This window comes from Escherichia sp. 20412-1 (assembly GCF_003027595.1).
Classification (GTDB): Bacteria; Pseudomonadota; Gammaproteobacteria; order Enterobacterales; family Enterobacteriaceae; genus Escherichia; species Escherichia marmotae.
Window position 1 is genome coordinate 18,108 of record NZ_PYQM01000027.1, and the last position, 14,433, is coordinate 32,540.

Sequence of the window (14,433 nt, forward strand, 5' to 3'; positions counted from 1 at the left end):
CTTTCGGTGAATGGCTGAAGCCAACGCCGTGTAGTGATATGATAGAAGTATTCGTGTCTGAGATTGTCTCTGACTCCATAATTCGAAGGTTACAGTTATGATCATCGTTACCGGCGGCGCGGGCTTTATCGGCAGCAACATCGTTAAGGCCCTGAATGATAAAGGCATCACCGATATTCTGGTGGTGGACAACCTGAAAGACGGCACCAAGTTTGTGAACCTGGTGGATCTGAATATCGCAGACTATATGGATAAGGAAGACTTCCTGATCCAGATTATGGCTGGCGAAGAGTTCGGTGATGTCGAAGCGATTTTCCATGAAGGCGCGTGCTCTTCCACCACCGAGTGGGATGGCAAGTATATGATGGATAACAACTATCAATACTCCAAAGAGCTGCTGCACTACTGTCTGGAACGCGAAATCCCATTCCTGTATGCATCTTCCGCAGCCACCTATGGCGGACGCACCTCCGACTTTATCGAATCCCGCGAATACGAAAAACCACTGAACGTCTACGGTTACTCAAAATTCCTGTTTGATGAATATGTTCGTCAAATCCTGCCAGAAGCGAACTCGCAGATTGTCGGTTTCCGTTACTTCAACGTTTATGGGCCGCGTGAAGGCCATAAAGGCAGCATGGCGAGCGTCGCTTTCCATCTCAACACTCAGCTTAACAACGGTGAATCACCGAAACTGTTCGAAGGTAGCGAAAACTTTAAACGCGACTTCGTCTACGTGGGCGACGTGGCTGATGTGAACCTGTGGTTCCTGGAAAATGGCGTTTCCGGCATCTTTAACCTCGGCACCGGTCGTGCAGAATCTTTCCAGGCCGTGGCGGATGCGACGCTGGCTTATCACAAGAAAGGCCAGATCGAATACATTCCGTTCCCGGATAAACTGAAAGGCCGTTATCAGGCATTCACCCAGGCAGATCTCACTAACCTGCGTGCTGCGGGTTATGACAAACCATTCAAAACCGTTGCCGAAGGCGTAACGGAATATATGGCCTGGTTGAATCGCGACGCATAAGAGCTTTGAATGAAAATACTGGTGATCGGCCCGTCTTGGGTTGGCGACATGATGATGTCGCAAAGTCTCTATCGTACGCTCCAGGCGCGCTATCCCCAGGCGATAATCGACGTGATGGCACCTGCCTGGTGCCGTCCGTTATTGTCGCGGATGCCGGAAGTCAACGAAGCCATTCCCATGCCCCTCGGTCATGGGGCGCTGGAGATTAGCGAACGCCGCAAGCTGGGGCATAGCCTGCGCGAAAAACGTTACGACCGCGCCTACGTCTTACCCAACTCCTTTAAATCAGCATTAGTGCCTTTCTTCGCAGGTATTCCTCATCGCACCGGCTGGCGTGGTGAAATGCGCTATGGTTTACTCAACGATGTTCGCGTACTTGATAAAGAAGCCTGGCCACTGATGGTGGAACGCTATGTCGCGCTGGCCTACGACAAAGGCATTATGCGCACAGCACAAGATCTGCCGCAGCCACTGCTATGGCCGCAGCTACAGGTGAGCGAAGGTGAAAAATCGTATACCTGTAATCAATTTTCCCTCTCATCAGAACGCCCGATGATTGGCTTTTGCCCTGGTGCAGAGTTTGGTCCGGCAAAACGCTGGCCGCACTACCACTACGCGGAACTGGCGAAACAGCTCATTGATGAAGGTTATCAGGTGGTTCTGTTTGGCTCGGCTAAAGATCATGAAGCGGGTAATGAGATCCTTGCGGCATTGAATACCGAGCAGCAGTCGTGGTGTCGTAATCTGGCAGGGGAAACGCAGCTTGATCAAGCGGTTATCCTGATTGCGGCTTGTAAAGCCATTGTCACTAATGATTCAGGGCTGATGCACGTTGCAGCAGCGCTTAATCGCCCACTGGTTGCACTGTATGGCCCGAGCAGCCCGGACTTCACACCGCCGCTTTCCCATAAAGCGCGGGTGATCCGCCTGATTACGGGTTATCACAAAGTGCGTAAAGGTGACGCCGCAGAGGGTTATCACCAGAGCCTGGTCGACATTACGCCACAACTCGTGCTGGAAGAACTCAACACGCTGTTGTTACAAGAGGAAGCCTGACGGATGCGGGTACTGATCGTCAAAACATCGTCGATGGGCGATGTTCTCCACACGCTGCCCGCGCTCACCGATGCACAGCAGGCAATCCCAGGGATTACGTTTGACTGGGTGGTGGAAGAAGGTTTTGCACAAATTCCTTCCTGGCACGCCGCCGTTGAGCGGGTTATTCCGGTAGCGATACGTCGCTGGCGTAAAGCGTGGTTTTCAGCGCCTGTTAAAGCAGAGCGGAAAGCGTTTCGTGAAGCGCTACGGGCGGAAAACTATGACGCGATTATTGATGCGCAAGGACTGGTAAAAAGTGCCGCGCTGGTGACACGTCTGGCGCATGGCGTTAAGCATGGAATGGACTGGCAAACTGCTCGCGAACCACTGGCAAGCCTGTTTTATAATCGCAAGCACCATATTGCGAAACAGCAGCACGCCGTAGAACGAACCCGTGAGTTGTTCGCTAAAAGCCTGGGGTATAGCAAACCACAAACCCAGGGCGATTATGCTATTGCGCAGCATTTCCTGACAAATCCACTACCGGATGCTGGTGAATATGCTGTATTTCTGCATGCCACGACCCGTGATGATAAGCACTGGCCGGAAGAGCACTGGCGAGAATTAATCGGCTTGCTGGCAGATTCGGGGATCCGCATTAAACTCCCTTGGGGCGCACCGCATGAAGAAGCTCGGGCGAAAAGGCTGGCGGAGGGATTTGATTATGTCGACGTATTGCCGAAGATGAGTCTGGAAGGAGTTGCCCGAGTGCTGGCCGGGGCGAAATTCGTGGTTTCGGTAGATACGGGGTTAAGCCATTTAACTGCGGCTCTGGATAAACCCAATATCACTGTTTATGGACCGACCGATCCGGGATTAATTGGCGGGTATGGGAAGAATCAGGTGGTTTGTAGGGCCCCGGGGAAAAGCTTAATTAATCTCAACGGTCACGCAGTTTTGGAAAAATTATCATCATTATAAAGGTAAAACATGCCAACCTTCATTAAACTCCAATCATGGAAACCTTATGCTCTAAAATCATCTACGATTTTAGAGATAATGACTTATATATTAAGTTTTTTTTCGTTGATAATTGCATTCGTCGATAACACTTTCAGCATAAAGATATATAATATCACTGCTGTAGTTTGCTTATTATCACTAATTTTACGTGGTAGACAAGGAAATTATAATATAAAAAAACTTATTCTTCCCCTTTCTATATTTTTTATAGGATTGCTTGATTTAATTTGGTATTCTTTATTTAAAGTAGATAACTCACCATTTCGTGCTACTTACCATAATTACTTAAATACTGCCAAAATATTTTTATTTGGTTCTTTTATTGTTTTTTTAGCCCTTACCAGCAAACTAAAACAAAAAAAAGAAATTGCATTATATGTTATGTATTCTCTGTCATTTATAATTGCCACATATGCATTTTATATTAATAGCATTTATGAACATGATCGCATTTCTTTTGGTATAGGAACGGCAACAGGAGCGGCATATTCAACTATGTTAATAGGCATAGTTAGTGGTGTTGCAATTCTTTATACTAAAAAAAATCATCCTTTTTTATTTTTATTAAATAGTTGCGCGGTGCTTTATGTTCTGGCACTAACACAAACCAGAGCAACCCTACTGCTCTTCCCTGTGATTTGTACTGTTGCATTAATAGCTTATTATAACAAATCACCAAAAAAATTCAGCACCGCTATCATTCTACTAATTACCATATTGGCTAGTGTTGTAATTATATTTAATAAACCAATTCAATATCGTTATAATGAAGCGTTAAATGATTTAAACAGTTACACCAATGCTAATAGCGTGACTTCCTTAGGTGCAAGACTAGCAATGTATGAAATTGGTTTAGATATATTCAAAGAATCACCTTTTTCATTTAGATCTGCAGAGTCGCGCGCTGAAAGTATGAATTTGTTAGTCGCAGAACACAGCAGACTGAGAGGGGCATTAGATTTTTCTAACGTACATCTGCATAATGAGATAATTGAAGCTGCTTCACTGAAAGGTATGATGGGAATTTTTTCCACTATATTCTTCTATTTCTCACTATTTTATACAGCATATAAAAAACGCGCATTGGGTTTGTTGATATTAACGCTTGGTATTATGGGGGTTGGACTCAGTGATGTGATCATATGGGCACGCAGCATTCCAATTATCGTTATATCCGCCATAGTTCTCTTACTCGTTATTAATAATCGCAACAATACTATTAATCAAGAATAGACAAGTTTAAGAAGTGAGTTAAAACTCACTTCTTATCTATACAACTTAATCTCTTTACTGAATCAGTTAAAGTTTCAGTATCGATATCTTTTACCGTAAATGTTGGGGATACTATTTGTATAGATTGATGATTATTCGGAGCCCAAATTAAATGTGAGGGATATTCCGGAGCACGTGAATTAGGATAAAATGCAAGCGTTGGTTTATGATAAGCCGCAGCGATATGAACAAGAGCTGTATCAACAGAAATGACAAAATCACTATACCTGGTCAACGCAACAGTATAAATAAATTCGTTGAAAGGTAGTGTTTCAATTTCAGATATTGGTATTGTCAATAAATCTTGCGGTAACCCGGTAAATATCACTCGATAATTTTTAAACCATATCTTCACTTCTTGATATATAAATTTTATTTGTTCAGGAGTAAGTCGGCATATTTTTTTTGCACCTAATGGGTTAATGATGACTATTTTTGTATTCCCAATAAAATCTTTTATTTTATTTTCAACATCTACAGGTAAATGCAAGTCGTAGTCGGTGGAAAATTCACCCTCACCATAAATATGCTTCAGTATTTCTGTTGCTCGTGTACTCATGTGTTCTTTTAAATATTCATCGTGGGGATGGTAAAATGAATAGTAACGCTTATACCATTGATCAAAACCCAAAATGTAAGAATCTTTTAAACTTGATAATATTAAACTATGCTTAAATGAAGGCATAGTTTCAAAGGGGTCTAATACAATATCGAACTGTAAATCCCGCAGATGCTTACATAGACTAAGCATTTTAAGGAAGCCAGTTGATTCTTTAATACAGAAATCAAATATATTTTTATTATTAGAGAGAAACTCCCCACCCTTTCTATTTGTGAGAATGGTTATTTTAACCCCTTTACTGTAAAGTTCACGATAAATCGAACTTAATACAATTAGATCACCGAGTTTATTATTATCATGAATTATAAGACATGATTTAACTTGCGCAGGTTCTGTAACTTGATTATTAATTTCCCTACGAAATATAAAAGAAAGGAAATTAATCTTGATTTTGTTTATATAAAATCTTTTCTTTTTATGAAAAGTTCCTAGGCGCATTTTTATACCATATTATTTTAGTTTCATGATGTTTAATTAGCATAAGAATCAGTTGAGACTTCATATTGTATTTTTATTCTTGTCTCATCTTTTGATTCTTCGGTACTGATTTCTTGAAGTTTAATGAATGGAATTACATCGTAAGAAATAGCTGTATCATCAGATAAATTATAAATATTAATATCTTCTACATTATCACGCATAAAGCGGAAAAATGGTAATATTTTGAATAAATCCCTACTCAATTCTGAGGGCATGGGATTATTATTTTCATCATAGAATCGCGAGCAGCTACCAGTTAAATCCAGACCAGAACAAATAATCCGTGCATACTTCAGTGAATATGCTATTTGAATTGCAGCAAAGGCAATAGTGTGACATGAGCAATAACCAAGACTGATGTCCTTGCAAAATCCGACCAGACGACCTCTTTTAGACCAAGGTACAGAGATCAGCAGTTCTTTGTGAATCTGACTCAATATATTAAATTTGATCTTCTTTATAAAACCACCTTTTTCCCGGCGGTAAAAAGACCGTAATACAAGGCAGTTCTGGAGGATATAAAGTTTATCTTCTTCGGAAGCGTGTTCATAAACGTCAATGTTTACTATGGTATAACGACTTCTCTGGCTAAATTTATAAAAATCATCACGACGCTGATGTAAAAAGCGAACATCTGTAAGTACATATATAAAGGGAACAATATTATGACTTAACAGATATTGCGCTGAACCATTGACAGCAATAATATCCTTTGCCCGTAATATCGACAAAGGCGTCTTTTGCGATGTGGGACCAGACAGAAAAATAATAACATCATCAGATGTCTTATTTTCTATCAGGTTTTCAACATCTTTTTTGTCAATGTATCTAATATTCTTCATGATAAACCTGTGAAATAAATAACTCCGCTTAAAACTGTCCTGGTGAAGACACGTAATTGTTGGATATTTCTATTTTAGCGTGCTGGTTTCCCTTTCAAACGCCGCATAAAATTGCGCATTTTTTTACGATATACTAAAAGATAATAACCTAGATCTTTAATCTCATTTTTAATACCGTAATGACGCTCTAAATCAATACGATCTTTCGCTTTACGCTGTGCTGAAGCGCGTTTTCCTGAAAGATCAATAATTCTAACCTCACCATTTTTTATAATGAAGTTACCACGATGAGGATCACCAGAAACCATACCATGTTGATGCAATGAATTAATTGATTGCTGAATTTTATTTTTTAGCACATCATCAATATCGGGTATATCACACAACTCTACACCATCAATGTACTCGATAATCATGATATAAGTATGGACGAATCGTAAGGTTTTTCGCTCAGCCAACAAATAAAAATCATTGAGGGTATTTAACCCTTCATTTCGTACTTTTTGAGTTTGCTCAAAAAGACGTTCGTAATAATCACCTTTTAACAGCGACTTAAAGAAACGTTCGTTACGCTTAACTTTCGGAGAAAAGACCTTAAGTATTAATTTACCGTAATCGGTATCAATAAGCATGACTTTCGTATCATCAATAGAACGAAAAACTTTGATGATATTTATATTATAAGACAAGAAGTCATTTAATACATTGAGATACTTTGAATTGTTTTCATCGGTAAAAACAACTAAGTCTTTGATCTTGCTCTTCTGAATCATGATAAACCAGTTAAATGTTATTTACGGTAATATTTTCGGCAAAGATAACAGACTCCTGCTATGATTCCTGAGATATAATGATGTTGCACTAACAGATGTTTATATCTTTTTTTAAATTCAATAATTGATTTTGCATCTCGCGGAGAGTCATCTTTCCAGGGGGAATTTTCTAACGCTATTTTATAGTATTTCACCGATGGATATATTGCCCATTTGTGCCACGGTTTAGTAGCACCTGTATAATGAATAAGAAGAGTACTTTCTGTAATCAACTTTTTATAGTTTTGATGTGTTTTATCTTTTAATTCACTTTTAATTGTATAAATTGTATTGTACTCACGAGGTAAAAATATTGTCATTCCCTTCAGTAAGACATTCATAACATCCTGGTCAGGATATTTATAAATATTATCTTTGCTCATAAGAATAGACAACGCTTTTTCTGTTAGTTTTGCGTCAACCCATTTTTTTAAGTCTAAATAAACGACACCAGAATTAAAGTACTGCCCCAGTAGTTCAGGATCAGACAACCTTGACACTGCCTTTTCCTGCATTGGCTCAACATCTTTAACAACAGCAGCCACCGCTCCGTTTAAATCCAGATGCAATAGCGGGCTAATATCACCTTTACAAACAACATCCGCATCAAGATAAAGCAAACGATCAAGCGTTAAACCCAATAATTGAAATGCAAATAAGCGAAAGTACATTGCTCTTGACCAGACCTGTGTACAAGGCAAGCACTGAAGCTTATCAGTATTAATTCTATATAACGTGATTCTTAATTGGTATTGTTCTGCAAGTTTTGCGACTTTTTGAAAAAAATCATCATTGTAGATATCAGCAATAATATAAAAATCAAGATTAATATGTCGATTATTTAGAACAATTGATGTGATAGAAACACCTACACCATCAAGATAATTAGCATCGACACCATAGGCAACATTTAAACATTCAGAAGTATTTATATCAGCTAGCCGAAAATCCCAGGCTTTAACTTTATCTATCTCTATGGCAGGAAATGAGTCCACAATGCTACCCTTATATCATTATTTTATAGTTTCCCAGCTTTAATGCATTATCTTTTTAATAAAATACAAAAGATAATTGCTAAATCCTTTTAGATATCTATGCTTTTTAAGCATATGTTTTGCGCTATACCTTAATTGATTGCTATTGTTAGGTTTCAGCAACGCCGTATTCTTCCATGGCGAAGCATTTTTTGCCTCCATAAAGGCTTGTGATACAGGATAATCCCAGGCCCAGTCATGCCAGGGCTTGGTTGGACCGATATAATGGATAAAAATAGTATTTTCGTTTACTGGGTTTTTAAAACTTTCTTTGAGTTGATAATTTAAGCTAAACTGGGTGTTATATTTAATATCAGCAAAAATAAGTTTGTCTGCCAGCAGCATATTTAATACATCCTGATCAGGATGTGTTATTTTTTTGATTATTTCTGGTTCATTTAACATTGCAATGGCTCGCGCAGAAACCTGCTCGACTGCCCATTGTTCTGTATTGATAAATAAAAAACCGGAGTTAAAGTAACCTTTAGCAATCCCCGCAACACCTAACGAATGTGCGCGTTTTTCCCACCAGTCAGCCTGGCCTTCCGTAACAACCATTGCGACTTTATAGTCTGGAAACGAGAATTTGATTAGTGGCTCAATAGCCCCCTGGCAAATGATATCTGCATCCAGATAAAGGACTTTAGGCACCTTATTAATAAAGTAATCCGCAATAATAAATCGAAAATATATTGCATAAGTCCAGTTCTTGGTACTTGGCAATGATCGAAGTCGATCACCATTAATCAGATATATTTTAATTCTGGTTTTATACTGTAACGCCAGGGCATCAAAATACTTACGATCATCATCACCAAAATAATCAGTAAAAATATGGAAACACAATCGACTTCCTTCATTATATTTTAATATAGAAGCAATCGATATTCCGCAACCAAAAAGAAAATTTTTGTCAGTTCCATAAGCGATGTCCAGACAAAGATTTTCTGTTTCTACTTTATGATTATAATCAATAACTGAATTAAGAAACTCAGTTTCCTGGAAAAACACCTGCTGCATTATTTCCTCCGGGAAATAGCAGAAATAATTATCTTATGTAATCTGTCGTAATACTTCGGTTTATAAAACTTATCTATCGATGAAGGAATTTTTCCATGTTCGATATGAATTTCACCTGCTATATATTTATTCAGAAGAGTTACAAAACTAGTAATATCTCCCGGTTGATACAGATGACCATTAACATCAGATTGAATAATGTCAGCAGGTCCGGAGACACAATCGGCACTGATACAAGGAATTCCCCATGATAAAGCTTCAAGTAAAGTCATTGGGAAACCTTCAAAAGATGACGTGAGTAATAACGCACTCACTTTTTTAATATCTTGCTGGACTAATTCCCAAGGATGTTGTTGCCAACCATACCAGACAATTCGATCATCAATATTTAATTCTCTACTATAAGCCTGGCATTTTTCAAAATCGGAGCCATCACCCAATACATGGAGTTTCCAGTTACCTTGAGCTTGTGATAAGCCATCAAGGAGGTCTTTAACCCGCTTCTGTCCCTCGAATTTCATACGCCCAACATAAATGAACGTTGCCGTTTCGCCTTCCTCAGGCGCAGGAATGACTGTGTCTTTAGCTTCGACTGGATTAAAAATAACATTTATCGTCGATTCTGGTACACCCCGATTAATCATTTGCTGTTTAATGCCAGAGCTGATTGCTAAATGATAGTCGGCACAGGTGACATATTCAGCATGTTTTTTGTGATCTAAAGAAAAATGTGGCCATGAAAATACTGGCACATCAATTCCTGATTTTTTACGTGCTTTGGCCGCATACAAACACGAGATAACGTCAATACAAATAACAACATCTGGCTGATAATCCTGAAGCCATTTGCTTAAAGCATGAATATGTTTCGTTCGACGCAAAAAACCTAACCGAATATTGGAAAATGAACACGAGTATTCAATACCTTCCAACCATCCCTTATCCATTTTGTCATTGCGACAAAAGAAAAACATTTCACTTTGGATGTGTTGTTGCCTGAAGGTATTAATGACATCGCGGATAACCGTTTCCATGCCACCAAATCCAGAAACCGCTTCTCCGATAAATGCTATTTTCATAGAAACTCTCATTAATTGAGTAAAACTCACTGTTTTAATAGTTTTATTTGCCTATAAAATCAGCAACAATTGTTGACATCATTTTATCAGGACTGAATTTATATAAATTATCATAATCCATTGGTTTAACAGATGAGTTAATAAAATACTCTAATTTATCCCAATCATCATGACCTATTATAAAAAAACGAGACTCACTATAAATTTCTGAACCCAGTATATTTGTATTATTAGTAATTAATTTTTTATTAAAAAATAGTGCTTCAAGTATACGAAGTGTCCAACCAGATTGGTTTTCTTTAGTTATATCAACAATTATATTAGCGTTTAATGTTTTTCTAATATTCTCTTCATACGGTATTTGCTTTTCAAGCAAATACTTTGAATTCAGAGACGATGTTTTATCTTTAACAACATTAAAATCCACCTTACATCCTAATGTTGTTAGTCTGTCGGCTAATTCATTAATTATTTGAAGACGCCCTTTATCACGACCAAGAAAAAAACATATAGGCTGGCTGTTATTATTTTCAGATAAACTATATTTTGAAATATCTTCCATCCCTACAGGAAAAAACTGATCTATTGCTTTGATCTTTTTATTCCCTATAAATCTATGCTCAAAATCATATATAACATCGAAATAATTAGTATTATCAGAAATAAAATCGTCACTAACAGTATTTCTTAGAAGTAGAACTTTATGACAGTTGATATTTTTTAAGATTTGTTTGTTGATACCTTTATTAATCACACTGTCATTAAAGATAATGATATCATCTTTTTTAACATCACTGAGGTAATGTTTTATGAATAATCGTCCCAGCCATGCATTATCCATCCCTATTTTCAAGATCTTCTTGTTAATCCAGTTATATTTCTTTGGTGTTGTTATATTTTTTATCTTGTGCTTTCTTTTCAGGTACTGGATCATTTTTAATTCATAATCTGCAACCCAGTTTATAAAATAAATAGTCATAATAAAGTTAGTTCCAGTACATACTGATAAATATTTTATAAACCTTTTCGTTGTGTTCGCTCTTTAATACGTTCGGCCTTAATGCTTGCCATGTTTAATAAATTTCGTTCAAGAGAGAATATTGTACGTAAAGGCATTCCAAAATAAACCTTCATAAATCGCCATATATCTCTCTGCGTCAGACCAATATTCATTGATGAGAAATATAAGCCAATCAAGTCTTTATCGCGCCAACGGCGCGGTACTTTTGAGCGTATCTGCGCCCGATGTAGATCGATAACCGAAATTTTTAATTCATCTTCCCGGCCAGTAAATGGCAAATGAAGCAAAAAGTGGCAAATGTAACAGTCACGGTGATTTATCCCTGCTGCGTGCATTTTACGCACCATGGTTGCCACTCGCGTGATCAACATACGTTTAATACGCACATCAGGTGGGTTGACTGCCCAATCTGCACAATAATCTTCAAGGCTAATCGTGGGAGTGAGATCTTCGGTAATAATAAATGATGTACGGGTTAATGGATTTAAACCTTTTTCACCAAACCCAATGCCATTCATCGTATCAACACCGACATCACTCAGGCGATGAATAGCATGCCACTCTCTGTCTGCACCCAAAACGGGCATCCGCAATGAGAGCAGATTTTTTATAATCTCTTTTAATGTTGTCCCCTTGTGCCATTTAAGAAAATAGCTTTTCCCGGACAGTTCAAAGCGTAATGTGCGACGTGTCTCCAGTTCGCGGAAGACCTCGCCATTCAGTTCCTTAACTTCGGCAAAAGCATCTTTACCACGCCAAAGTGTGGCAAGCGGCTCTTTTAATTCAACCATCTAAACCACCTGTAATGATATCCGCGGCTTTCTCTGGCAAGCTATACAAATCCTGAGTATCGGCATAATGGCGAGCATTCTCCGCCCAGGCCATTCGCAATGAAGATTGTGTTAATGATTTACGTAAAACTTCATTTAATTGTTCCTGGGAGAAAGGTTCAGCGATAACCGTTCCACAATTGGCATCGGCAATATAATGCGCGTAGCCGCATACCGCTGTTGTCAAAACAGGTAATCCAGCAGTGATCGCTTCAAGGAGAACGATACCAGCAGCTTCCTGATAAGCGGGATGCAATAATAAATCGGCTGCAGCCATTAATTCTGACACATCATTGCGACCGGAAAAGAAATGCACGTTGCTCCGCACGCCGAGTTTTTCTGCCAGCACTTCGAATTTTCGCGGTTTATCCTGGCCAACAACAAACAAAAGCGTATTGTGGCGTAATGATTCCGGTAACGCTGCCAAAGCTTCAATTGAGCGATCCACACCTTTACGAACAAAATCTGATCCAACTTGTAGCAATAAGTTTTGTTGCTCTTTTATGCCATTTTTCTGGCGATAAATTTCACGGCTATTTGGGATTTGCTCGCTGTATTTTCTGTCCGGATAGATGCCGGGGGGAAGAATTTTAAAACGTTCAGGTTCAGTTTGATAATGCTTCTGGAAATCGGTGATTTGCTTATCAGTCAGCATCATGAGTTTCGTCGATTTACCATGCTCGAAAGTCGCTCGCTCAAATGCGGCATAATGACGATAACGTGATGTTAGACGATATAAAAAACCTTTTTCTTGCGCAACTTTCTCGGCGTAACAAACATCAGCGGCAAAATAAACATCCAACCCAGGCATCTTATTAAACCCAACAACGCGATCAGCGGGATGCGCTTTGAGATGATTTTGTACCCAGGCATAATATTCTGCATTGCGTCCATGGTTGGTATGGGACTTAACTGGCACATGAATAAGCTCAAATGTTTTTGGGCACTCACCTTCCCACGACTGCGTATAGACCCGAACATGGTGGCCTCGTGCGGCAACGGTTGATGCAATACGCATAAAATCACGTTGAAGCCCACCAAAAGGAAAATATTTATATAAACAAAACGCCACGATCATTATTGTGCATTCCTGTCAACTGAAGGGACATCTTCTGGCAGCAGCTTTTCCGTAGCGGCGATAACATCTTCCGCGGGGATAACAGAAAGATATTTTTTATTGCGGTCAAGTTCATGTCGGCTCGGCATTTGCTGATAATTCCCCGCCCAGAATTGAATAATATTCTCAGTCCAGGGACGCCAGAATATGTGATCAGTTGCACCAAATAAACTAATTATTGGCGTTTTCACTGCCGCTGCAATATGTCCTGGTGCAGAATCCACACCAATAAAGAGTACGGCATGATCAATTAAAGCACCCAGTTCAGTAAACCGTGTTTTACCCGCAAGGCCAGCGACTGGTTTTGTTTGGCAGCCTTGCACTATTTCATCGATACAGGCGAGATCATCTGCCGAAGGCCCGCAGGTCAGCACAACCTGATACCCTCGCTGTTGCAACGCATCGATAACCTTAGAAAATTTATCGTTATCCCAGCACTTAAATATCTGACGAGCAGTCGGCTGGATAACAACATAATGCTCTTTCACGCCCAGAGCATCTAATTCCTGGCGCATCTTCTTCCAGCAATCTTCGGCGTAACTCATTGTTGTATCAGTGTAGAAATCGGTAATACCTAATGGCTCAAGGACCGATAAATTACGCTCAACAATATGTGTGCCGTGTATTGGCGCTAAGTGTGTAAAGCTTTTTTTCCAGATGCTATGCTGCCGATGACCATAAAGTTGCGATATTTTCACCTGTGCGGGTAAACAACGTACCAACAGTGCCACCATCCACTGATCCGTAAGATTAATGACCAGGTCGTAATTATTCGCACGCAGAGTTTTTATCAATGAAAGCACATTTTTAATTTTATCGAATGTTCCTGCACTTTTATTGCTTATACCGTAGAGCGCATTAATTTCCGGGTTTTCAGACAAAATAGGGATGGTGTCCTGATAAAGCAGCATATCGATTTTTGCATCAGGATAATTCTGCTTGAGCGTACTGATGACAGGAGTGGTTAATAACATATCTCCATGATATCGCATCTTTATGACCAGGATTTTTCGAAATGGCTTTTCCACTAGCGACTCTTTTGTATGATTGTCTGGTTAAGTTAAGCAGAAAAAAAGCACGCTACCGCCCCAGGCTCAACAGCTACCTGAATACTGATAACGTACTTACTTTGACGTGCTAGTGTAGCATTTCTTTCGCAGCAATCCGACCCGAATGATTTTTATACACAAAATATGTTTTAATCATAAAAATC

Annotated in this window: 14 protein-coding genes; 4 read left to right on the forward strand and 10 right to left on the reverse strand. The window is 39.3% G+C overall.

The features are described from left to right. The first annotated feature begins 97 nt into the window (after positions 1-97). Genes rfaD through C7B16_RS16870 form a run of 4 tightly spaced genes read left to right on the forward strand, consistent with a single transcriptional unit; the run spans position 98 to position 4,324 of the window. A complete protein-coding gene (rfaD, locus tag C7B16_RS16855; RefSeq protein WP_000587764.1) occupies positions 98-1,030 on the forward strand; it encodes an ADP-glyceromanno-heptose 6-epimerase in 933 nt (310 codons plus the stop codon). Positions 1,031-1,039: 9 nt separating this feature from the next. Then, on the forward strand, positions 1,040-2,086 hold the full coding sequence (gene rfaF / locus C7B16_RS16860) for an ADP-heptose--LPS heptosyltransferase RfaF (protein ID WP_000699256.1): 1,047 nt from the start codon (positions 1,040-1,042) through the stop codon (positions 2,084-2,086). 3 nt (positions 2,087-2,089) lie between these two features. Continuing rightward, complete coding sequence (rfaC, locus tag C7B16_RS16865; protein ID WP_001264628.1) at positions 2,090-3,049, forward strand: lipopolysaccharide heptosyltransferase RfaC; 960 nt, start codon at positions 2,090-2,092, stop codon at positions 3,047-3,049. Between the two features lie 9 nt (positions 3,050-3,058). Then, complete coding sequence (locus tag C7B16_RS16870; RefSeq protein WP_107179930.1) at positions 3,059-4,324, forward strand: O-antigen ligase family protein; 1,266 nt, start codon at positions 3,059-3,061, stop codon at positions 4,322-4,324. Positions 4,325-4,349: 25 nt separating this feature from the next. Here the strand turns inward: C7B16_RS16870 and C7B16_RS16875 are convergent, their stop codons facing one another. The 10 genes from C7B16_RS16875 to rfaQ form a co-directional block, all read right to left on the reverse strand. Beyond that, entirely contained in the window at positions 4,350-5,423 is a 1,074-nt protein-coding gene (locus C7B16_RS16875) for a glycosyltransferase family 9 protein (RefSeq protein WP_105281920.1), read from the reverse strand. A gap of 32 nt (positions 5,424-5,455) precedes the next feature. Further along, positions 5,456-6,307, reverse strand: coding sequence for a 3-deoxy-D-manno-oct-2-ulosonate III transferase WaaZ (waaZ, locus tag C7B16_RS16880; RefSeq protein ID WP_000790282.1), 852 nt, complete (start codon positions 6,305-6,307; stop codon positions 5,456-5,458). 74 nt (positions 6,308-6,381) lie between these two features. Then, on the reverse strand, positions 6,382-7,080 hold the full coding sequence (gene rfaY / locus C7B16_RS16885; protein ID WP_107179931.1) for a lipopolysaccharide core heptose(II) kinase RfaY: 699 nt from the start codon (positions 7,078-7,080) through the stop codon (positions 6,382-6,384). Positions 7,081-7,097: 17 nt separating this feature from the next. Then, positions 7,098-8,114: a lipopolysaccharide 1,2-glucosyltransferase RfaJ gene (gene rfaJ, locus C7B16_RS16890; protein ID WP_000376837.1), complete on the reverse strand. Its 1,017-nt coding sequence runs from the start codon at positions 8,112-8,114 to the stop codon at positions 7,098-7,100. A gap of 39 nt (positions 8,115-8,153) precedes the next feature. Beyond that, on the reverse strand, positions 8,154-9,173 hold the full coding sequence (waaO, locus tag C7B16_RS16895) for a lipopolysaccharide 3-alpha-galactosyltransferase (RefSeq protein WP_105263475.1): 1,020 nt from the start codon (positions 9,171-9,173) through the stop codon (positions 8,154-8,156). Beyond that, positions 9,173-10,252 (reverse strand): lipopolysaccharide 1,6-galactosyltransferase, encoded by a 1,080-nt coding sequence (waaB, locus tag C7B16_RS16900; RefSeq protein WP_105270815.1) that lies wholly within the window; start codon positions 10,250-10,252, stop codon positions 9,173-9,175. Before waaB ends, waaO begins: the two co-directional genes overlap by 1 nt. Before the next feature lie 43 nt (positions 10,253-10,295). Next, on the reverse strand, positions 10,296-11,231 hold the full coding sequence (gene rfaS, locus C7B16_RS16905) for an LPS core biosynthesis protein RfaS (protein ID WP_107179932.1): 936 nt from the start codon (positions 11,229-11,231) through the stop codon (positions 10,296-10,298). A 35-nt stretch (positions 11,232-11,266) separates the two neighbouring features. Then, positions 11,267-12,064: a lipopolysaccharide core heptose(I) kinase RfaP gene (rfaP, locus tag C7B16_RS16910; protein WP_061090976.1), complete on the reverse strand. Its 798-nt coding sequence runs from the start codon at positions 12,062-12,064 to the stop codon at positions 11,267-11,269. Continuing rightward, on the reverse strand, positions 12,057-13,181 hold the full coding sequence (gene rfaG / locus C7B16_RS16915; protein ID WP_000634289.1) for a lipopolysaccharide glucosyltransferase I: 1,125 nt from the start codon (positions 13,179-13,181) through the stop codon (positions 12,057-12,059). Before rfaG ends, rfaP begins: the two co-directional genes overlap by 8 nt. Beyond that, a complete protein-coding gene (gene rfaQ, locus C7B16_RS16920) occupies positions 13,181-14,248 on the reverse strand; it encodes a lipopolysaccharide core heptosyltransferase RfaQ (protein ID WP_107179933.1) in 1,068 nt (355 codons plus the stop codon). The genes rfaG and rfaQ overlap by 1 nt, the downstream gene beginning before the upstream one ends. Between the last annotated feature and the right edge of the window lie 185 nt (positions 14,249-14,433).

Excerpts from the sequence above, each read along its gene's own strand:
- C7B16_RS16875 (WP_105281920.1), bottom strand. The coding sequence starts at position 5,423 with ATGCGCCTAGGAACTTTTCATAAAAAGAAAAGATTTTATATAAACAAA.
- rfaD (WP_000587764.1), top strand. The coding sequence starts at position 98 with ATGATCATCGTTACCGGCGGCGCGGGCTTTATCGGCAGCAACATCGTT.
- waaB (WP_105270815.1), bottom strand. The coding sequence starts at position 10,252 with ATGAAAATAGCATTTATCGGAGAAGCGGTTTCTGGATTTGGTGGCATG.
- rfaY (WP_107179931.1), bottom strand. The coding sequence starts at position 7,080 with ATGATTCAGAAGAGCAAGATCAAAGACTTAGTTGTTTTTACCGATGAA.
- waaO (WP_105263475.1), bottom strand. The coding sequence starts at position 9,173 with ATGCAGCAGGTGTTTTTCCAGGAAACTGAGTTTCTTAATTCAGTTATT.
- rfaC (WP_001264628.1), top strand. The coding sequence starts at position 2,090 with ATGCGGGTACTGATCGTCAAAACATCGTCGATGGGCGATGTTCTCCAC.
- rfaF (WP_000699256.1), top strand. The coding sequence starts at position 1,040 with ATGAAAATACTGGTGATCGGCCCGTCTTGGGTTGGCGACATGATGATG.
- rfaS (WP_107179932.1), bottom strand. The coding sequence starts at position 11,231 with ATGACTATTTATTTTATAAACTGGGTTGCAGATTATGAATTAAAAATG.
- C7B16_RS16870 (WP_107179930.1), top strand. The coding sequence starts at position 3,059 with ATGCCAACCTTCATTAAACTCCAATCATGGAAACCTTATGCTCTAAAA.
- rfaP (WP_061090976.1), bottom strand. The coding sequence starts at position 12,064 with ATGGTTGAATTAAAAGAGCCGCTTGCCACACTTTGGCGTGGTAAAGAT.
- waaZ (WP_000790282.1), bottom strand. The coding sequence starts at position 6,307 with ATGAAGAATATTAGATACATTGACAAAAAAGATGTTGAAAACCTGATA.
- rfaG (WP_000634289.1), bottom strand. The coding sequence starts at position 13,181 with ATGATCGTGGCGTTTTGTTTATATAAATATTTTCCTTTTGGTGGGCTT.